The 17624-nt window shown below is 60.8% G+C and carries 18 protein-coding genes; 10 read left to right on the top strand and 8 right to left on the bottom strand.

Annotation, left to right across the window (positions count from 1 at the left end; translation table 11 throughout):
• Nucleotides 1-15 precede the first annotated feature (15 nt).
• Nucleotides 16-1314, bottom strand: a complete 1299-nt coding sequence (locus EV561_RS04235; protein WP_132517882.1) for a pitrilysin family protein — start codon at nt 1312-1314, stop codon at nt 16-18.
• Nucleotides 1315-1340: 26 nt separating this feature from the next.
• Entirely contained in the window at nt 1341-2732 is a 1392-nt protein-coding gene (thrC, locus tag EV561_RS04230; protein ID WP_132517880.1) for a threonine synthase, read from the bottom strand.
• 318 nt (nt 2733-3050) lie between these two features.
• Between thrC and EV561_RS04225 the strand changes: the two genes are divergently transcribed.
• Entirely contained in the window at nt 3051-3671 is a 621-nt protein-coding gene (locus tag EV561_RS04225; protein WP_132517878.1) for a hypothetical protein, read from the top strand.
• Between the two features lie 153 nt (nt 3672-3824).
• Here EV561_RS04225 and EV561_RS04220 read toward each other — a convergent pair whose 3' ends face one another.
• Nucleotides 3825-4517, bottom strand: coding sequence for an HAD family hydrolase (locus tag EV561_RS04220; RefSeq protein ID WP_132517876.1), 693 nt, complete (start codon nt 4515-4517; stop codon nt 3825-3827).
• 145 nt (nt 4518-4662) lie between these two features.
• Between EV561_RS04220 and EV561_RS04215 the strand changes: the two genes are divergently transcribed.
• Nucleotides 4663-5331 carry a GntR family transcriptional regulator gene (locus EV561_RS04215; protein WP_132517874.1) on the top strand — a complete coding sequence of 223 codons (669 nt, stop codon included), beginning with the start codon at nt 4663-4665 and terminating at the stop codon, nt 5329-5331.
• Nucleotides 5332-5356: 25 nt separating this feature from the next.
• Here the strand turns inward: EV561_RS04215 and EV561_RS04210 are convergent, their stop codons facing one another.
• The gene (locus EV561_RS04210; protein WP_132517872.1) at nt 5357-6043 is read right to left on the bottom strand and encodes a helix-turn-helix transcriptional regulator; all 687 of its coding nucleotides are present in this window, start codon (nt 6041-6043) and stop codon (nt 5357-5359) included.
• Between the two features lie 72 nt (nt 6044-6115).
• Between EV561_RS04210 and EV561_RS04205 the strand changes: the two genes are divergently transcribed.
• Nucleotides 6116-6460 (top strand): antibiotic biosynthesis monooxygenase, encoded by a 345-nt coding sequence (locus EV561_RS04205; protein WP_132517870.1) that lies wholly within the window; start codon nt 6116-6118, stop codon nt 6458-6460.
• A 124-nt stretch (nt 6461-6584) separates the two neighbouring features.
• Entirely contained in the window at nt 6585-7715 is a 1131-nt protein-coding gene (locus EV561_RS04200) for a site-specific DNA-methyltransferase (protein ID WP_132517868.1), read from the top strand.
• A 230-nt stretch (nt 7716-7945) separates the two neighbouring features.
• Here the strand turns inward: EV561_RS04200 and EV561_RS04195 are convergent, their stop codons facing one another.
• On the bottom strand, nt 7946-8869 hold the full coding sequence (locus EV561_RS04195; RefSeq protein WP_132517866.1) for a hypothetical protein: 924 nt from the start codon (nt 8867-8869) through the stop codon (nt 7946-7948).
• Nucleotides 8870-9208: 339 nt separating this feature from the next.
• On the opposite strand from EV561_RS04195, the gene EV561_RS04190 reads away from it, so the two are divergent.
• On the top strand, nt 9209-9667 hold the full coding sequence (locus tag EV561_RS04190; protein ID WP_132517864.1) for a DUF6790 family protein: 459 nt from the start codon (nt 9209-9211) through the stop codon (nt 9665-9667).
• Between the two features lie 33 nt (nt 9668-9700).
• Here EV561_RS04190 and EV561_RS04185 read toward each other — a convergent pair whose 3' ends face one another.
• From EV561_RS04185 to mutY, 3 genes are read right to left on the bottom strand one after another with little or no spacing between them, the layout of a single operon-like run.
• Nucleotides 9701-10066: a nuclear transport factor 2 family protein gene (locus EV561_RS04185; protein WP_132517862.1), complete on the bottom strand. Its 366-nt coding sequence runs from the start codon at nt 10064-10066 to the stop codon at nt 9701-9703.
• A 4-nt stretch (nt 10067-10070) separates the two neighbouring features.
• Nucleotides 10071-10685: an HAD family phosphatase gene (locus tag EV561_RS04180; protein WP_132517860.1), complete on the bottom strand. Its 615-nt coding sequence runs from the start codon at nt 10683-10685 to the stop codon at nt 10071-10073.
• A 17-nt stretch (nt 10686-10702) separates the two neighbouring features.
• Complete coding sequence (mutY, locus tag EV561_RS04175) at nt 10703-11791, bottom strand: A/G-specific adenine glycosylase (protein WP_207910493.1); 1089 nt, start codon at nt 11789-11791, stop codon at nt 10703-10705.
• Between the two features lie 115 nt (nt 11792-11906).
• Between mutY and EV561_RS04170 the strand changes: the two genes are divergently transcribed.
• The 5 genes from EV561_RS04170 to EV561_RS04150 all read left to right on the top strand — a co-directional run bounded on the left by EV561_RS04170 (nt 11907) and on the right by EV561_RS04150 (nt 17522).
• Nucleotides 11907-12404: a DUF721 domain-containing protein gene (locus EV561_RS04170; RefSeq protein WP_132517856.1), complete on the top strand. Its 498-nt coding sequence runs from the start codon at nt 11907-11909 to the stop codon at nt 12402-12404.
• Between the two features lie 64 nt (nt 12405-12468).
• Nucleotides 12469-12738 carry a type II toxin-antitoxin system ParD family antitoxin gene (locus EV561_RS04165; protein ID WP_132517854.1) on the top strand — a complete coding sequence of 90 codons (270 nt, stop codon included), beginning with the start codon at nt 12469-12471 and terminating at the stop codon, nt 12736-12738.
• Nucleotides 12735-13040 carry a type II toxin-antitoxin system RelE/ParE family toxin gene (locus EV561_RS04160; protein ID WP_132517852.1) on the top strand — a complete coding sequence of 102 codons (306 nt, stop codon included), beginning with the start codon at nt 12735-12737 and terminating at the stop codon, nt 13038-13040. The genes EV561_RS04165 and EV561_RS04160 overlap by 4 nt, the downstream gene beginning before the upstream one ends.
• A gap of 157 nt (nt 13041-13197) precedes the next feature.
• Nucleotides 13198-13962, top strand: coding sequence for a DsbA family protein (locus EV561_RS04155; RefSeq protein WP_132517850.1), 765 nt, complete (start codon nt 13198-13200; stop codon nt 13960-13962).
• Nucleotides 13963-14057: 95 nt separating this feature from the next.
• Nucleotides 14058-17522: a chromosome segregation SMC family protein gene (locus EV561_RS04150; RefSeq protein WP_132517848.1), complete on the top strand. Its 3465-nt coding sequence runs from the start codon at nt 14058-14060 to the stop codon at nt 17520-17522.
• Nucleotides 17523-17624 lie beyond the last annotated feature (102 nt).

Here is a 17624-nt window from a genome sequence, read left to right as displayed (position 1 = left end):
GGACTGACGGGATCGTCAGCCGCTGGCTGCTCTCGATGCTTGCGATGTCTGCGCGAGCGAAGCACTGATGTCTTCCATCGGGGCGAGCTGTTCGAGCGGCCCGATAGCGGAAAGCGTCGGTACTGTATCGAAGAACAACCGTCCGGCAAGATCCGTCAATCGCTCGATCGTGATCCCTTCAAGACGTTCCATCATTTCCGGGTTGGGGATCGGGCGACCGTAGAGCATCATCTGCCGGGCGATCTGGCCGGCGCGGGCAGCGGGGCTTTCCTGGCCCATGAGAAGCTGGGCGCGGATCTGGGCGCGGGCTCGCTCGATTTCCTGCTGCTCGATCGTGTGGGAGGACTTGCGCAGTTCCTCCACGATGACGGGCAGGAGTTCCGGCAGGTTCTCGCCGCCGGTCGCCGCGTGAATGCCGAAGATGCCGGTATCGGAAAAGCCCCAGTGGAAGGCATAGACCGAGTAGCAGAGGCCGCGAAATTCACGCACTTCCTGGAACAGCCGCGAGGACATGCCGCCGCCCAAGATGTTTGCCAGGATCTGCGAACAGTAGAAGTCGCGGGCGTGATAGGCGCGCCCCTCGAAGCCGAGCAAGATCTGCGCATCCATCAGGTCGCGCGTCTCGCGCACGCTGCCGCCGATATAGCGTGCGGGCTCGATGATCGGCGCCGTTGCCGGCGCGGTCGGCAGGCTGGAAAAACGCTCCTCGACCTGGCGAACGAACTTTTCATGATCGACGGCGCCGGCCGCAACGATGAACATGCGGTCCGTCGTATAGTTGCGGCCGAGATAGCCGCGAATTTGCGCCGGCGTGAAGCTGAGGACGGTTTCCGGCGTGCCGAGAATGGCGCGGCCGAGCGTCTGATCGCGATAGGCGACTTCGGAGAACTTGTCGAAAACGACGTCGTCAGGCGTATCGTTGGCCGCGTTGATTTCCTGCAGGATGACCTGCTTTTCGCGCTGCAATTCGTCTTCGTCGAAGGCCGATTCCGTCAGGATGTCGGCCAGGATGTCGACGGCGAGCGGCACGTCTTCCTTGAGCACGCGTGCATAATAGGAGGTCGTTTCGGTCGAGGTCGCGGCGTTGACTTCGCCGCCGACATTCTCGATTTCCTCGGCGATCTGCCGCGCTGTGCGGCGGCCCGTGCCCTTGAATGCCATGTGCTCAAGCAGATGCGCGACGCCGTGCTCTGCCTCGGTTTCATTACGCGAACCGGATTTGATCCAGACACCCAGGGCCACGCTTTCAAGATGCGGCATCGTCTGGGTTACTACCGTCAGCCCGGATTTCAGCCGGGTGCACTCAACTGTCATCGCTCGTCTTTCTGCGTTTACCGTCCCTAGGCCCGCGCATGCTTGCCGATAAAGGTTTCAACGACTTTAAGCTCGGGATCGAGGATATCGAAACGCTCCTCCCTGTCCATCAGTCCAGCAAGCCACGTCGGAAGCGCCGGGTCAATACCGCTTGCCGATTTTACTGCGGCGGGGAATTTTGCAGGATGTGCGGTCGAAAGTGTGACCATCGGGCTGTTCGGCTTTTCATGTTTCGCCGCCACGAAGACGCCGGTCGCCGTATGCGGATCGATCAGATAGCCGGTATCGGCAAGCGTCTTGCGGATGGTTTCCGCTACCTGCTTCTCGGTCGCGCGGCCGGCGCGGAAGTTGCGCTTGATGAATTTCAATGCATCCTTGCCGATCTCGAAGCCGTTCGATTGCTTCAGGCTCTCCATGGCGGCACGCACCTTCGACGCGTCGCGGTCATGGGCCTCGAACAGCAGCCGCTCGAAGTTCGAGGAGATCTGGATGTCCATCGACGGAGAGGTCGTCGCCTTGACCTCGCGCATCTCGTAACGCCCGGTCTTCAAGGTGCGCGCGAGAATGTCGTTGTCGTTGGTCGCAATGATCAGCTTGTCGATCGGCAGACCCATGCGCTTGGCCACATAGCCCGCAAAGATGTCGCCGAAATTGCCGGTCGGGACCGTAAACGAGATCTTCCGGTCCGGCCCGCCTAGCGCGACAGCCGTGACGAAATAATAGACCACCTGCGCCATGATGCGCGCCCAGTTGATCGAATTCACGCCTGATAGCTTCACGCCGTCACGGAACTTCGCGTCGTTGAACATCGCTTTGACGAGATTCTGGCAGTCGTCGAAATTGCCGTTCAGCGCCAGCGCATGGACATTCGATGCCGTCGAGGTCGTCATCTGACGCTGCTGCACCGGCGAGACCTTGCCGTGCGGGAAGAGGATGAAGATATCGGTCCGCTCGCGTCCGGCGAAGGCGTCGATGGCAGCGCCGCCGGTATCGCCCGAAGTTGCGCCGACGATCGTTGCCCGCTCGTTGCGTTCGGCAAGCGCATAGTCCATCAGCCGCGCCAGCAATTGCATCGCGACGTCCTTGAAGGCCAGCGTCGTGCCGTGGAACAGTTCCATGACGAAGCTGTTCGGCCCGGTCTGCACCAAAGGCGTGATGGCCGGATGGCGGAAAGTCGCGTAAGCCTCGTCGATCATGCCGCGAAACGTCTTGGCCGGGATCTCGCCATTGGTAAACGGCGACAGGACCGCAAAGGCGATCTCCTGATAGGTCTTGCCCCTGAAACCTCTGATCTCTTTCTTGGAGAGATGCGGCCATTCCCGCGGTACATAAAGCCCGCCATCGCGCGCAAGCCCGGCCAGAAGGGCGTCGCAGAAGCCAAGGGCAGGGGCCTCTCCCCGTGTTGAGATGTAGTCCACGGTCTTTACCTCGATTTTCGGATTGGAATTTCGGCGCGCAATGCGGCTGAATTTTAAAGCGGAGAAGGGCGTAGCGACACGTCTCTTTGCGTCAAATAGACCGGCCCGGTTTTCGCAGCCGCGCAATTCGGCGAGACATGACCGTCAAGGGCGGCGGTTTGTGCCGATATGTCGGCGTCGAAAAGTGAACCAAAACGGTGCTTACCCAATCGATTTTTCGCTAGGCCGCTGGTATAGACCATCGCCAAGTGTCATGAAAGGCCCGGTGGCAAAGCCGAGGGCGGATAATATGAATTACAGGCAGAGGGTGAAATAATCGTGTTTGGCAGGGTATCTCGCGTTCTCTTCTCGGCATCACTTCTGGCAATTTTGGCCGGTTGCAACTCTCTCGGTTTTGGCGGCGACAAGCAGCCCGCAACGGATGTGACGGTGGCACCTCAGGCCAGCAGCGCGACCGCGGCTGCCGCACCGGCGGGCAGCCTTCCCCCTGTCATAGCAGGCAAGTGCCCCCAGATCGTGATCCGCGACGAGGCATCCGTCTATCACTCCTATGCCAAGGGCGCGAAGGATGATCCGAGCCAGTTGATGTACCAGGCCTCGCTTGCCCAGGGAACGCGCTCCTGCTCGACTGACGGCGCGAATCTGAAAATTTCGGTTGCTGTCCAGGGCCGGCTCGTTGCGGGGCCGATGGGTAGCGCCGGCACGGTGACGCTGCCAATTCACGTGTCCGTCCTCGATGGCACGACGTCGCTCTATGACGAGCCGGTCAACTTCCAGGCCCAGATTCCTCCCGGGCAGTCGACGGCACAATTCCTGTTCACCGATGACAGGATTTCGGTGACCGGCGGCTCGGGCGGTTTCGTCACCGTCTATGTCGGCTTCGCGGACGAGACGCCGAAGGCGACAAAGCCGACAAAGGGTCACACGAAGAAGAAGTAAGGCAGTCCTCACGACTGCTGTCTTCTGTAAAGGCTCATCGAAATTTAACCGGTGGAGATAGATCCGCCGGGCCGAGAATGACGAGGAATTGGGGGGCGGGGCTCCGGTCTGATTCGATATCCTACCGGTGTCCTCAACCCAAAGATCTGGAAATTAGAAAACCCCGTCCCATTCCGCAAGCGCCGCTACGACGCCGGGAAGGTCAGCCATGCGCGCAATCACCGTTTCGGCGCCGGCATCCGTCAGCCGGTCTGCGTGCGATGGATAGGTGTGCGATGCGCCGGTAAAGCCGATCACCCGCATGCCGGCCGCGCGTGCAGCATGGACGCCGTGAACGGAATCTTCGACCACGATGACTTGCGAGGGGGGCATGTCGAACTGCTCGGCGCCGTAAAGGAAGATATCCGGCTTCGGCTTGGCGCGATCCGGACCCAGGTCCTTGGCGGAATAGATATGCGGCGCAAAGAGCTGCTTGAGGCCGACCTTGCCAAGCATCATGTCGAGGCGCTCGGAACTGGAATTCGAACAGATGCAGCGCGGCATATCGAGGCGCGATAGGGCGAGGGGAATGCCCGGAATGGCCTTGACCTCGTTTGCCAACCTGACGTCGAGGATCTTCTCGGATTTGTCGAGAAGCGTCGCAGACAGCGGAATGCTTGCCTCGCGCTCGATCTGCAGGAGGATGTTGCGCCAGGTCATGCCAGCGAAACGCTCGCCCATTTCCTCGGCGCCGATGGGATAGCCCGCCTCGGTCAGAAGCTTGGATTCCACGTCCGCTGCAATGATTTCCGAATCGACCAGAACGCCGTCACAGTCGAATATGATGAGGTCGAAGCCGGTGCTCATGTCACGCCATACCTTTTGGGAAGATCGTGCGGCTTTACACGAAGGCTGTTCAAAGCTCAACCGCCGACAAGGCATAGCAGAACTGCGCTGATTGAAATGGTTTTGTCCGCTCGACAAGTTCCGTGACGCTATTTAAGGAACGCATATGGGCAAGGATGCCGAAGACACGATTGCGGGCCGTATCAGCCGGGTGCTTGCCGAGCGCATCATCCGGGGCGAGCTCGCGCCCGATACCCGCCTCAGGCAGGACCATATCGCCGAGGAATTTTCGACCAGCCATGTGCCGGTCCGCGAGGCTTTCCGCCGGCTGGAGGCTCAGGGGCTGGCGATCAGCTTGCCGCGTCGCGGGGTGCGGGTCGCCTCCTTCGATCTCAAGGAGGTGAGGGAGGTCGCGGAGATGCGCGCCGCCCTCGAAGTGCTGGCCTTGCGCCATGCCGCCCAGCATATAACGCCAGCCATTCTGGAAGAGGCGGAGGAAGCGACGCGCGAAGGCGATGCTGCTGCCGATGTCCATGCCTGGGAGGCGGCCAATCGTCGCTTCCATCGACTGATCCTCGCGCCCTGCGGGATGAAGCGCCTGCTCGCCTCGATCGACGACCTGCATGCGGCGAGCGCGAGGTTTCTGTTCTCGGCCTGGCAATCCGGCTGGGAAAAGCGGACCGATCAAGACCACCGCGCCATCATCTCGGCCCTTCGGCAGGGCCGGACGGAAGAGGCCGCTGCAATTCTTCAGAAGCATGTGCAATGGATCGGCCGCTCTCCCGTGCGCACGCCGATGGGCACGACGCGCGACGCTTTTGCGATCGTCGGTTAATCATCCGAAATCCTTATGGGCCGACTCAGGCTTCCAGCGGAAATAGCAGAAGAAACTGCCGCTCGCCTTCGGATGTGAAGAGAATGGAGCGACTGTTCTGCGACCGCCTTGCCCAGCCTCTCTCGAAGAAATTCGAAAGCAGCGCCTTGCCGAGGCTGCCGGCCAGATGCGCCCTCCGCTCGCTCCAGTCGAGACACGAGCGGCAAAGCGGCCGGCGGCTTGATTTCAGCCCGGTCACGTCGATGCCGATCGATTTGAGATGCGCTTCGCCATCCCCGGTCAGTTCGAGTTTTTCGCCAGATGTCGAGATGGCGCCGGCAGAAATCAGGCTGTCGAGCATGCGCACTCCATAATCGCCGGCGAGGTGATCGTAGCAGATACGCGCCTTTCGAAGCGCCGGCTCCTTCGGTCCGGGCTGATGGCGCAGGTGTCCGCGGCTGGCGGCAAAACCCATGATCCCTTCCAGCAACTTGCCGACAGCCTCGTCCGCCAGCGCGAAATAGCGATGGCGTCCCTGTTTGCGCTGGCCGATGAGACCGCCGGCTTCCAGCTTGGAAAGATGCCCGCTCGCCGTCTGCAGGGTGATCCCGCCGGCTTCCGCAAGCTCGGTCGCCGTCAATGCCTTGCCGGCCATCAGCGCGGACAGCATATTTGCCCGTGCAGGGTCGCCGATCAGCGCCCCGATCTGGGCTATGTTGGGTCCTTCCTTCATACTTCGATCGTAACCGAAGCATGCTCGCCGCGCAACATGCGAAAACCGGCTCCGACACCAAAGGAGAAAACCATGATTGCCGTCATCTTCGAAGTCGTTCCCTGTCTCGGCGAGCGCCACCACTATCTCGACCTCGCCGGCGAGCTTCGCCCTCAACTCGAAACCATCGACGGATTCATCTCGATCGAGCGTTTCGAAAGCCTCACGCTTCGCGGCAAGATCCTGTCGCTGTCTTTCTGGCGCGATGAGGAAGCAATCCGCAAATGGCGCAATCTCGAAGCGCATCGCGCGGCGCAGAAAGCCGGTCGTAACGGCGTTTTCGCCGATTATCGCCTGCGTATAGGCCACGTGGTTCGCGACTATGGAATGAACGAAAGACTGGAAGCGCCGGCGGACAGCAAGGAAATTCGCAACTAGCGAATTAGGAAGTTCGGAAGAAAAATTTCCCAAATCGTTCCATGCTTTAGCCTTTGGTAACCAACTTGGGTAACCATAACGCTCCAGTAAAGCGTAATGCGTAAAGTGTAAGAGCGAGTATCATATGGCGTCAGTTTTCCCGCTTGCCGAGCTCAAGAAGTCAGTCAATCCGGCTTCTTGGGTCGACACGATCATCAAGGGCGATTGCGTTGCGGCCCTTGAAGCCTTGCCAACTCATTCCGTCGACGTCATCTTTGCCGACCCACCGTATAATCTTCAGCTCGGCGGCACGCTGCACCGGCCGGACCAGTCGCTTGTCGATGCCGTCGATGACGAGTGGGACCAGTTCGCTTCCTTCGAGGTCTATGATGCCTTCACGCGTGCCTGGTTGCTCGCCTGCCGCCGCGTTTTGAAGCCGACGGGCACGATCTGGGTGATCGGTTCCTATCACAATATCTTCCGCGTCGGCGCCACGCTGCAGGACCTGAATTTCTGGATCCTCAACGACATCGTCTGGCGCAAGACGAATCCGATGCCGAATTTCAAGGGTCGTCGCTTCCAGAACGCCCATGAAACGATGATCTGGGCAAGCCCGAACGCCAAGGCCAAGGGTTACACCTTCAACTACGATGCGTTGAAGGCCGCCAATGACGATGTGCAGATGCGCTCCGATTGGCTGTTCCCGATCTGCAGCGGCAGTGAGCGCCTGAAGGGCGAAGATGGCAAGAAGGCGCATCCGACACAGAAGCCGGAAGCGTTGCTCGCTCGCGTCATCATGGCATCGACCAAGCCCGGCGATATCGTTCTTGATCCCTTCTTCGGATCGGGCACGACGGGGGCAGTCGCCAAGCGCCTCGGCCGCCATTTCGTCGGCATCGAGCGCGAACAGGACTATATCGATGCGGCCTCGGCTCGCATCGCCGCCGTCGAACCGCTCGGCAAGGCGGAACTCACGGTCATGACCGGCAAGAAGCAGGAGGCGCGCGTCGCCTTCAACGTGCTGGTCGAAAACGGCATGATCAAGCCCGGCCAGGTGCTGACGGACGCGAAGAAGCGCTACAGCGTCATCGTTCGCGCCGACGGCACGGTCGCCTCTGGCGGCGAAGCCGGCTCCATTCATCGCCTTGGCGCAAAAGTCCAGGGCCTTGATGCCTGCAATGGATGGACGTTCTGGCATTTCGACGACGGGAAAACCCTGCGCCCGATCGACGAACTGCGGTCCATCATCCGCAATGATCTGGGAAAGATGGAATAGGCAGTTCCAGGAAAGTGTGAAGCGGCTTTCCGTCCGGAACTGCGTAAAAGATAAGAGCATTTCCGGTGGCCCCGTTTTAAGCCGGAAATGCTCTTATCTCTCGATCCCGATCAATCGCCCATTCTCTTCCGGTTTTGTACCTCCAGTCCCGGAAAGAGAAATGATGACGCCCAGGATGACGAATCCTGGGCGTTTTGCATGCTGCGAGATGGTCTGTCGTTTGGTGCCGTCTACCTTTTCAGCCTGTAGCGCTCCTCGTCTTCGTCCCTTTGCCGGCCGCCGAGTGCGGCTGCGACGCTGGCAATGAAGGCGCCGACAAAGAGCGCAAGAGCGCCGACAAGTGCAGTTGCCGCAGCAGCCTTGCGAGCGGTATCAGCAGCCTTTTGAGCGGCCGCCTTGGCATCGTCGACGCGCTTGAGGACGGCGTCGACGCGCGCTTTTGCATCGGCATCGGACAGTCCGGCGCGAGAGGCGACCACTTGCTGCAGATAGGTGCGGTCATCGGCCGAGATTTCGCCCTGAGCCGCACCGTTGACCAGGATCCGCGTCACCTCAGCGCTGACGGCTTCGTTGCTCTCGTTTGCCGGGGCGGCGGCTTTCGCGTTTGCTGGACGCAAGAGGGCATCGGTAAAATAGGCCGTCGAGAAATTACTGCTTCCACTGCCGCTGTTATTGGATGCAGCCGCAGAAGCAGCAATCGTACCGGCGGAACCCGCAGCGCCGATGGCCGATGCGGTCGCCTGGGTTCCGGCGCCGATCAGCGACGAGATTGCGGAGCCGAGGAAGCCCACGACCAGCAAGGTCGCCAGCGCCCAGGACAGAAATCCGTGAGCCGTGTCGCGGAAGAACACCTCATATGTATGGACGCTCGTCCACTTGGTCCGCAGCCGCCCCGTCAGGTAGCCACCGACGCCGGCCGAGAACCACTGCACGACGATCAGCCAGGCCGCGGCCGATGCGGTAACCGTTATCGCCGAACTGCTTTCATGCGCAAAGGGAGAGATCATGGTCAGCCCGATGCCGGAGCCGACCAGCATCAAAAGCAGCGAGATCACAGCCGCAACCAGCGCGCCGGCGATGATGGGACCCCAGCTGACGGCGGAAGACGAAGACTCCATGGTCGGATCATTTAGGGAAGAGACAGGCACCGACATGTCCGCCTCCTCAATGCGTGAACAGCATGATGATGATAATCAGCGGAATCGGAACACCGAGAAGCCAGAGCAATATGCCGCGACCCATTTTTACCTCCCGTCAGCAAGGCTGACCTTGAATTGTTTCTGAGCCTGTCCGCCACGGATGCGGGCAGCTGTCCACTAACTTGCCAGGGAGGAGATGGTTCCTAAGCCAATGAACGATCTGGCTTTTACCGGAAGGGCCGATTTTCATGCCCGAAAACGGGTGAAGGAGACGTGCCCGAAGTGATGCCTGTACGATTTCGCTCGATCGATTAGAATATACAATCGCAGCGGGTGCTGACGGGGGAGGTCATCATGTATCTCGGAATGATTGTTCTATTGATGGTCATTCTTCCCATCGGGTCGATTGCCGCGGAAATGGTTATCCATGGCGGCAGTCTAATCGTGCTTGCCGGCAAATGGTTCGTCTTTTGGGCTGTCGGAATCCGGCTGATTCTCGCGGGCTGCCGCCAGACGATCAATCCTGCATTCACCGCGCAGAAGATTTTTGAGATCAAGGATCCGGCCGCCCTGGTCATCGTGCAGGAACTCGGCTTCGCGAACCTGTCCATCGGCCTGCTCGGCATCCTGTCGATTTTTGAACGCGGCTGGGTTGTCCCAGCTGCTGTTGTCGGCGGCCTGTTTTATGGTTTGGCAGGTTTCAAGCATCTGCTGAAAGGCGACAGAAACAAGATCGAGAACATCGCGATGATCTCCGATCTGTTCATCTTCCTCGTACTGGCTGCCTATCTGGCCGCAATGCAATGGGCATGAGGCGGGTAGGATATCCACGCCGCCTCATCGTCGTCAGAATGCCTGATAATCCGTGACATCGACGCTCACGACTTCGCCGTCTTCGTTGAAAGTGATCGTCTCCTCCCCTTCGCGGACGAGCGACTTGCCGGTCTTTGCGTGCGTGGCGCGCACCGACCAGACTGCACGTCCGGACAGGGGCGTCAGCGTTTCGACGCGATGGTTAATCGCGGTCTGATCCGGATAATCGCTGAAATACTGCCTGATACCGGCGAGGATCGCATCCCGGCCGACCAGGCTGCCGACGCCGGCAGAGATCCACACGGCGTTCTCGGCGAAAAAGGGCCGCATCTTCTCGATATCCATGCCGTTGATGGCTTCGTGGAAGATGACGATGCGTTCTGCGGGATCGAAGGTCATCGGCTCACACCTTGACGCCGTAGGAAGCGAGATCGCTGCGCAGCTTGTCGGTGCCGGTGAAGTGAACCGCATGCCATCCGGCAGCCCTGGCGCCTTCGACGTTGGGCAGCGAATCGTCGATGAAGATCGTTGCCGAAGGCTCCAGATCGAAGCTTTTCGCATGCGCCTCATAGATTGCGACGTCAGGCTTGATCAGGCCGACATCGCCCGAAACCGTCACGCCGCGTGGCTTGGTCAGGAACGGAAAACGCTCCTGCGCCTCGCGAAACGTATCTGATGCGAAGTTGGTGAGCATCGTCACATCGCGACCCTCTGATATCAGGCCTTCCATGATTGCAACGATGTCTTCGTAGTGGTGCGGCACCATCTCGTGCCAATGCTTGCGGAAGGAGCGAATCTGCTCCTCGCGTTCGGGATGCTCGGCGATCAGCAATGCTTCCGCCTCGGCCCAGGTGCGTCCGCGATCCTGCTCGACGTTCCAGTCATGGGTGCAGACATTCGCGAAGAACCAGGCGCGTTCGTCTTCGTCGGGGATGACGCGGCTGAAGGGAAGGTTGGGATCGTAATGAATGAGAACCTTGCCGATATCGAAAACGATATGCTTGATCTGCGTCGTCATGAATTGCCCCTAGATGTTCAGTCCCGGCTCTTGAATGCGCGTGGAATAGCCTGTGCGATCGCTTTTTTCATGACTGTTGGCAAGGCTTGGCTGTCAAGATTTGTAACCGGTTCCCACCATCCGTCATCGGCTGCAGGCTTTGCAGCAAGCGCGCTGCGATAGATCGTCAGCCGAAGTTCGAAATGGGTAAAGACATGGGTGACCGTGCCGCAAGCCTGCCAATCGGCGGCAAAGGGCGCCGCCTCCGTGCCGGTGGCGCCGTCGATCCGCGCCGTCCAACCCGTGGTCGGCACTTCCGTCATGCCGCCGAGAAGGCCGCTTTCCCCACGGCGACGCAGCAGAATTTCACCTTCCGAAGTAACCGCGATAAAGGCCGCACCTTGGCGGACCGGCTTGTCCTTCTTGGCGGCCTTGACCGGGAAATGTTCGGGATCATGCAGCCGCAGCGCCTCGCAAGCATCACGGAAGGGACAGAGCGAACAGGCGGGTCGCTTGGGCGTGCAGATCGTTGCCCCGAGATCCATCATCGCCTGCGCAAAGTCGCCGGGACGTGTCGCCGGCGTTAGCAGCGCCACCTTCTGCCGCATCAGCGGCTTGGCGGCAGGTAGCGGCGTCGCGATGGCATAGAGCCGCGAAATCACGCGCTCGACATTGCCATCCATGACCGCAGCCTGCTGGTCGAAGGCAATCGCTGCGACGGCCGCTGCGGTATAGTCGCCGATACCGGGAAGTGCCTTCAGACCTTCTTCCGTATCCGGGAATATGCCCGCATGATCATTCGCGACCGCTTCGGCACACTTCTTCAGGTTCCGCGCCCGGGCGTAATATCCAAGCCCCGCCCAGGCCGCCATGACGTCGTCGGTCGGCGCCGCGGCAAGATCCGTAACGGTTGGCCAGCGTTCGAGAAATTTGGCGAAATAGGATTTGACCGCAGGCACCGTCGTCTGCTGCAGCATCACTTCAGACAGCCAGACTTGATAGGGCTCTGCCTTCACGCCTCGCGCTGCCATCGGCGGCGAGACGCGCCAGGGCAGGTCGCGGTGATGCCGGTCGTACCAGATAAGCAGGGCGGCGGCTGTGGGGATTTCGGAACTGGTCTTGCTCATCATTTGCGGCATCGGGGAGAAGTGCCGTATACTTGGCTAAGCTGCGTCGGGCGATCAAGGTCTCGGGACGCGAAACAGGGCTTAAGCGCGCGATGTCCATGGGTTATCCCCGAATATGAGTTACCCCCGCAAAGGTGAGAAGCAGATCTCGGAAGTGGCGAATGCCCTGATCGACCCGGTGCTTGCCCGCCGCGCCGGCATCAACACGGCGCTGCTCGGTTCCTGGGATGAGATCGTAGGCGAGGATTTCGCCGATTGCACCCGGCCGGAAAAGATCGCCTGGGCCCGCCGCGGCGACTTCGGCGAGGAAAACCGCTATCAGCCCGGCGTGCTGACGATCGCCTGCGAGGGTGCCCGCGCCCTGTTCCTCACCCATGCGCAAGGGGAACTCATCCAGCGCATCAACAGCTTCTTCGGCTTCGCCGCCGTCAACCAGATCCGAATCGTCCAGAAGCCGGTCTCGCTGGCTGCCAAGCGCTCGCGCAAGCCGCTCCCACTGAAGGGCGAAGCCGCCCGGAAGCTCGAAGCGATGATGGACGGCATCGAGGGCGACAAGCTGCGGCAGGCGATCGAGCGGCTGGGCACGGCGGTGCTCGGCAAGCGGGGGCGGTAAAGCGGGCTTGCATCCGATATGACATTGTCATACTTTCCCGTGTAATTCTTTGCAGGAGCCGTTAATGAGAAGCAGCAAACCGATTTCGGTGACCCTCGGCGCTCAACAGCAGGCAGTAGATGAACGCGTCGAATCCGGCGCCTATGCCTCTGCGAGTGAGGTGATCCGCGCTGCGCTCAGAGCGCTCGATCGCGAGGAACGCGCTTTGGATATCTTCATGCGTACCAGAATTCAGGAGGCTTTGGACGACGATACGCCGCCGAGCAGCCTTGATGAGGTCTTCAATCGTATCGAAGCCTTGCACAGTGAGCGAATAAAAGGCGATCGCTCTTGAAATATAGGGTCGTCTTCGCGCGGCTGGCGGAAAACGATCTCGTGCGCATCTACGAGTTTATTGCAGTAGACAGTCCTGTTCGGGCCATATCCTTCGTTCGGCGTCGGCGCGCCCATTGCGAACGCCTGGAGACCATGGCGCTCCGTGGCCCGATACGCGAAACGCTGGGAAAAGATATCAGAATATCTGTATTTGAGAGACGCGTAACCGTCGCCTATCGAATCGAGCAAGATGCGGTAAAGATTCTACGGCTCTTCTATGCTGGCCAGGATGCGTCGTTTGGTGGCCTCGGCAACAGCTAAGAATGGTCGTCAGCGCCCATTCTGACAATAATTTAATCCCAATGTCTTTGACAGGTCACAATTCTTTGAAGAAAGTTGGCCAACCGTGGCTTGTGAGCGGCAGGATGCCGTTATATCGCATGACACTATTCAACGACCTCTTTCGACAGGTGAACAAATGCCGATGTCTGACTTGCTCTTGACCAAACGCCACCTGCTGGGCGGCGCTGCCCTGGCAGCTTTCGCTGGAGGCCTTGCAGCCTTCGGGGGAACGGCGTCCGCTGCAAACGCAACGAGCGTCAACGGCATGGACACGACCACCACCGGCGCCACCAACAACCCGGAAGACACCCCGCCTGATTCCGACGGCACCGTAGACATGGCCGACGTGCTCAAGCCCGGCCCGCTGCCGGAAATGGCGCTCGGCAAGGAAGACGCGCCGGTCAAGATCGTCGAATACATGTCGATGACCTGCCCGCACTGCGCGCATTTCGCCGTCACCACCTTCCCGGAACTCAAGAGCAAATATATCGACACCGGCAAGGTGCGTTATATCATCCGCGAATTCCCCTTCGATCCGCGCGCTGCGGCCGCCTTCATGCTGGCCCGCACCAACCCGCAGGCTCCCGACCAGCTTTCGTCGCCCGAGCAGTATTACGCAATGGTCGACATGCTGTTTAAGCAGCAGGTTGCCTGGGCCGCTGCCGATGACGGCCGCGCAGCGCTCCTGCAGATGTCGAAGCTCGCCGGGTTTACTGAGGATAGTTTCACGAAGACCTTGACGAACCAGAAGCTTCTGGATGAAGTCAACGCCGTACGCGAGCGCGGCGCCAAGAGCTATGGCGTCAACGCCACGCCGACCTTCCTGATCAACGGGAAGCGTTACGCAGGGGATATGTCGATTGTCGCAATGTCGAAGCTTATCGACGAAGCGTCCAAGTAATCCGAGCCTTCTGACGAAGACGGGCGACGGCGGGAGCCGTGCGCCCGTTTTTCATGCGCGGATGATTGCTCTTCATCCGGCCGGAAAGGGCTTGCATGAAGTTCAATAAGCTCCGTGTCGTTGGCTTCAAATCCTTCGTCGAGCCGTCGGAATTCGTTATCGAGCGTGGATTGACCGGCGTCGTCGGCCCGAACGGTTGCGGCAAGTCCAATCTCGTCGAGGCCCTGCGCTGGGTGATGGGCGAGAATTCCTACAAGAACATGCGCGCCTCGGGCATGGATGACGTCATCTTCTCCGGCTCCGGCCAGCGGCCGGCCCGCAACACGGCGGAAGTGGCGCTCTATCTCGACAATGCCGATCGCACGGCGCCTGCTGCCTTCAATGACAGCGATGAGATCCAGGTCACGCGTCGCATCGAGCGCGAACAGGGCTCGGTCTACCGCATCAACGGCAAGGAAGCCCGCGCCAAGGACGTGCAACTGCTCTTCGCCGATGCCTCGACCGGCGCCCGCTCCCCCTCGATGGTGGGACAGGGGCGCATTGGGGAACTGATCCAGGCGAAACCACAGGCCCGCCGGCAATTGCTGGAAGAAGCGGCAGGCATTTCGGGCCTGCATTCCCGCCGCCATGAGGCCGAGCTGCGCCTGCGCGCCGCCGAGGGCAATCTCGAACGCCTCGACGATGTCACATCACAGCTGGAAAGCCAGATAGAAAGCCTGAAGCGCCAGGCCCGTCAGGCCAATCGCTTCAAGATGCTTTCGGCTGATATCCGGGCCCGCGAGGCGATGCTCCTGCATATCCGCTGGGTGCAGGCCAAGGAAGCCGAGGCTGAGGCGGATAGCGCCCTCAATCAGGCGACCGTTGTCGTCGCCGAAAAGGCGCAGATCCAGATGGAGGCCGCTAAGGGCCAGGCGATCGCCAGCCTGAAGCTCCCGGAATTGCGCGAGGGCGAGGCGAAGGCGGCAGCTGCATTGCAGCGCCTGCAGATCGCCCGGTCGCAGCTTGAGGAAGATGCCAACCGTATCCTGCGCCGTCGTGACGAACTGACCCGTCGCCTGGCACAGCTTGGCGAAGACATCCGTCGCGAGGAACGCCTTGTCGAGGACAATGCGGCAATCCTTGCCAAGCTCGATGCCGAAGAGGCTGAGATCACCGATATTCTAGCAGATTCCGGCAGGCTCGCCGAGGAAACCCGCGAGGCCTTCGAAGGTGCTGCAGAAAAACTTGCCGATAGCGAGCGGCTTTTCGCAGCACTGACGGCAGAGCGCGCCGAGGCTGCCGCAGGCCGCAACCAGCTCGAACGCGCCATCCGTGACCTTGCCGACCGCAAGATGCGGCTCGAGCGTCAGGTCGATGAGGCAAACAGCGAACTTGCATCCGTCGACGACAGAATGAAGGTCCTGCCGGATCCCGAGGAGAAGCAGGCGATGGTGGAGGCGGCTGAGACCGCTGTCGCCGATGCCGAAGCGGCCGCGCAGACGGTTGAGGCAGCACTTGCCGCCGCCCGCGAAACCGAGGCCTTGTCCCGCGCTCCGGTCGAGCAGGCACGGTCCGGCCTGAATGCGCTGGAGACGGAAGCCCGCACGATTTCGAAGATGCTTGCTGCCGGCGCTGCTGCAGGTGCCTTCTCGCCGGTTGCGGAAGAATTGCGCGTCGATCGCGGTTTCGAGACGGCGCTGGGTGCGGCCCTCGGCGACGATCTGGAATCCCCGCTTGATGCTGCGTCGCCGGTCCACTGGTCCGACAATGGTGGCGGCGGTGGTGATCCGGCTCTGCCCGAGGGCGTCGAACCTTTGATTTCGCATGTCCGCGCCCCGGCCGCGCTGACGCGCCGGCTGCGCCAGATTGGCCTTGTCGCTACGCCGGATGCTGCGTTGAAGCTCATGACCGCGCTCAAGCCGGGACAGCGCCTGGTGACCAAGGACGGCGCCGTGTTTCGCTGGGACGGCCACGTGACGGGCGCCGATGCGCCGAGCGCGGCAGCCCTCAGACTTGCCCAGAAGAACCGCCTCGCGGAACTGGAAGCAGAGGTCGAACTTGCCCGGGACACGCTTCTCGAAGCCGAGGAGCGTCTTGCCGCTGCCGGAGAAGCGATTCGGACAGAGGAACGTCGTCTCGCGGACGCTCGCGAGACGAGCAGGCTTTCCGCCCGTCATCTGGCCGAGGCAAGGGACGCGCTGGCTGCGGCCGAACGCGCCTCGGGCGATCTCAGGCGCCGGCGCGATGTCGTCGCCGAAGCCATCAGCCAGTTGCGGGCACAACTGGAAGACGTGGCCCTTCAGGACGAGAATGCACGCATCGAGCTTGAGGACGCACCCGATCTCAGCGCCATCGACCTGCGCCTGCGCGAGCAGCAGATGGAGGTTGCGACCGATCGTGGCGCACTGGCCGAGGTGAGGGCTCGTCACGAGGGCCTGAACCGGGAAAACGAAGCCCGCCAGCGCCGCATCATGGCGATCCATCAGGAGCGCGATACCTGGCGCCAACGGGCCGCCAGCGCCGAAAATCATATCCAGACGCTGCGTGATCGCGAGGAAGAGGCGCGCGAGGAAGCGATGGAGCTGGAGCTTGCGCCCGATGAGTTCGACGACAAGCGCCGCTCGCTGTTGACCGAATTGCAAAAGGCGGAGGAAGCCCGCCGCTTTGCTGCCGATCGCTTGGCGGAAGCGGAAATCATCCAGCGCGAAGCCGATCGCCACGCAACGGTGGCGCTATCTGAGCTTGCCGAAAGCCGCGAGAAGCGCGGCCGTGCCGAGGAACGTCTGGTTTCAGCGCGCGAAAAGCGGCAGGAAGGCGAGATGCGTATCCGCGAGGCGCTGAATGTCGCACCGCACGAGGCTTTGCGTCTCGCCGGTGTTTCGGCCACACAAGCCATGCCTGATCTGAGGGAGGTCGAGCGTGAGCTGGAACGGCTGAAGATGGAGCGCGAGCGCCTGGGTGCCGTCAACCTGCGCGCCGAAGAAGAGAGCAAGGAACTGACCGATCGCCTGAACGCCCTGATCAAGGAGCGGGACGACGTGATCGATGCCATTCGCAAGCTCCGCGGCGCGATCCAGAGCCTGAATCGCGAGGGCCGCGAGCGCCTCGTCGCCGCCTTCGATGTCGTCAATGCTCAGTTCCAGCGGCTGTTTACCCATCTGTTTGGTGGTGGCACGGCTGAACTGCAATTGATCGAGTCCGACGATCCGCTGGAAGCCGGTCTCGAAATCCTCGCGCGTCCGCCGGGCAAGAAGCCGCAGACCATGACGCTGCTATCAGGCGGCGAGCAGGCATTGACGGCGATGGCGCTGATCTTTGCCGTCTTCCTGACCAATCCGGCACCGATCTGCGTGCTGGACGAAGTGGATGCGCCGCTCGACGATCATAATGTCGAGCGCTATTGCAATCTGATGGACGAAATGGCCGCCTCGACGGAAACACGTTTCGTCGTCATCACCCACAATCCTATCACCATGGCCCGCATGGATCGGCTCTTCGGCGTGACCATGGCGGAGCAGGGCGTTTCCCAGCTCGTATCGGTCGATCTTCAGACCGCGGAACAGTTGCGCGAGACGGCGTAAGTCATTCTACTTTAAGTAAATTTTGCCATTAAAATCACATTTGCCTGCCGCTTTTTGCGCCGCATGCTCCAATTGGGGGATGCCAGCGTGGAACTTTGTGCA

It is taken from the genome of Rhizobium sp. BK376, from assembly GCF_004341625.1.
In the GTDB taxonomy this organism is placed as follows: domain Bacteria; phylum Pseudomonadota; class Alphaproteobacteria; order Rhizobiales; family Rhizobiaceae; genus Rhizobium.
Note: the sequence above shows the minus strand (reverse complement) of the source record. Positions and strands in the feature narration are given on the sequence as shown.

Excerpts from the sequence above, each read along its gene's own strand:
- EV561_RS04190 (WP_132517864.1), top strand. The coding sequence starts at position 9,209 with ATGTATCTCGGAATGATTGTTCTATTGATGGTCATTCTTCCCATCGGG.
- EV561_RS04170 (WP_132517856.1), top strand. The coding sequence starts at position 11,907 with ATGAGTTACCCCCGCAAAGGTGAGAAGCAGATCTCGGAAGTGGCGAAT.
- EV561_RS04205 (WP_132517870.1), top strand. The coding sequence starts at position 6,116 with ATGATTGCCGTCATCTTCGAAGTCGTTCCCTGTCTCGGCGAGCGCCAC.
- EV561_RS04155 (WP_132517850.1), top strand. The coding sequence starts at position 13,198 with ATGCCGATGTCTGACTTGCTCTTGACCAAACGCCACCTGCTGGGCGGC.
- mutY (WP_207910493.1), bottom strand. The coding sequence starts at position 11,791 with ATGAGCAAGACCAGTTCCGAAATCCCCACAGCCGCCGCCCTGCTTATC.
- EV561_RS04185 (WP_132517862.1), bottom strand. The coding sequence starts at position 10,066 with ATGACCTTCGATCCCGCAGAACGCATCGTCATCTTCCACGAAGCCATC.
- EV561_RS04200 (WP_132517868.1), top strand. The coding sequence starts at position 6,585 with ATGGCGTCAGTTTTCCCGCTTGCCGAGCTCAAGAAGTCAGTCAATCCG.
- EV561_RS04215 (WP_132517874.1), top strand. The coding sequence starts at position 4,663 with ATGGGCAAGGATGCCGAAGACACGATTGCGGGCCGTATCAGCCGGGTG.
- EV561_RS04220 (WP_132517876.1), bottom strand. The coding sequence starts at position 4,517 with ATGAGCACCGGCTTCGACCTCATCATATTCGACTGTGACGGCGTTCTG.
- EV561_RS04165 (WP_132517854.1), top strand. The coding sequence starts at position 12,469 with ATGAGAAGCAGCAAACCGATTTCGGTGACCCTCGGCGCTCAACAGCAG.
- EV561_RS04210 (WP_132517872.1), bottom strand. The coding sequence starts at position 6,043 with ATGAAGGAAGGACCCAACATAGCCCAGATCGGGGCGCTGATCGGCGAC.
- EV561_RS04235 (WP_132517882.1), bottom strand. The coding sequence starts at position 1,314 with ATGACAGTTGAGTGCACCCGGCTGAAATCCGGGCTGACGGTAGTAACC.
- EV561_RS04150 (WP_132517848.1), top strand. The coding sequence starts at position 14,058 with ATGAAGTTCAATAAGCTCCGTGTCGTTGGCTTCAAATCCTTCGTCGAG.
- EV561_RS04180 (WP_132517860.1), bottom strand. The coding sequence starts at position 10,685 with ATGACGACGCAGATCAAGCATATCGTTTTCGATATCGGCAAGGTTCTC.
- EV561_RS04195 (WP_132517866.1), bottom strand. The coding sequence starts at position 8,869 with ATGTCGGTGCCTGTCTCTTCCCTAAATGATCCGACCATGGAGTCTTCG.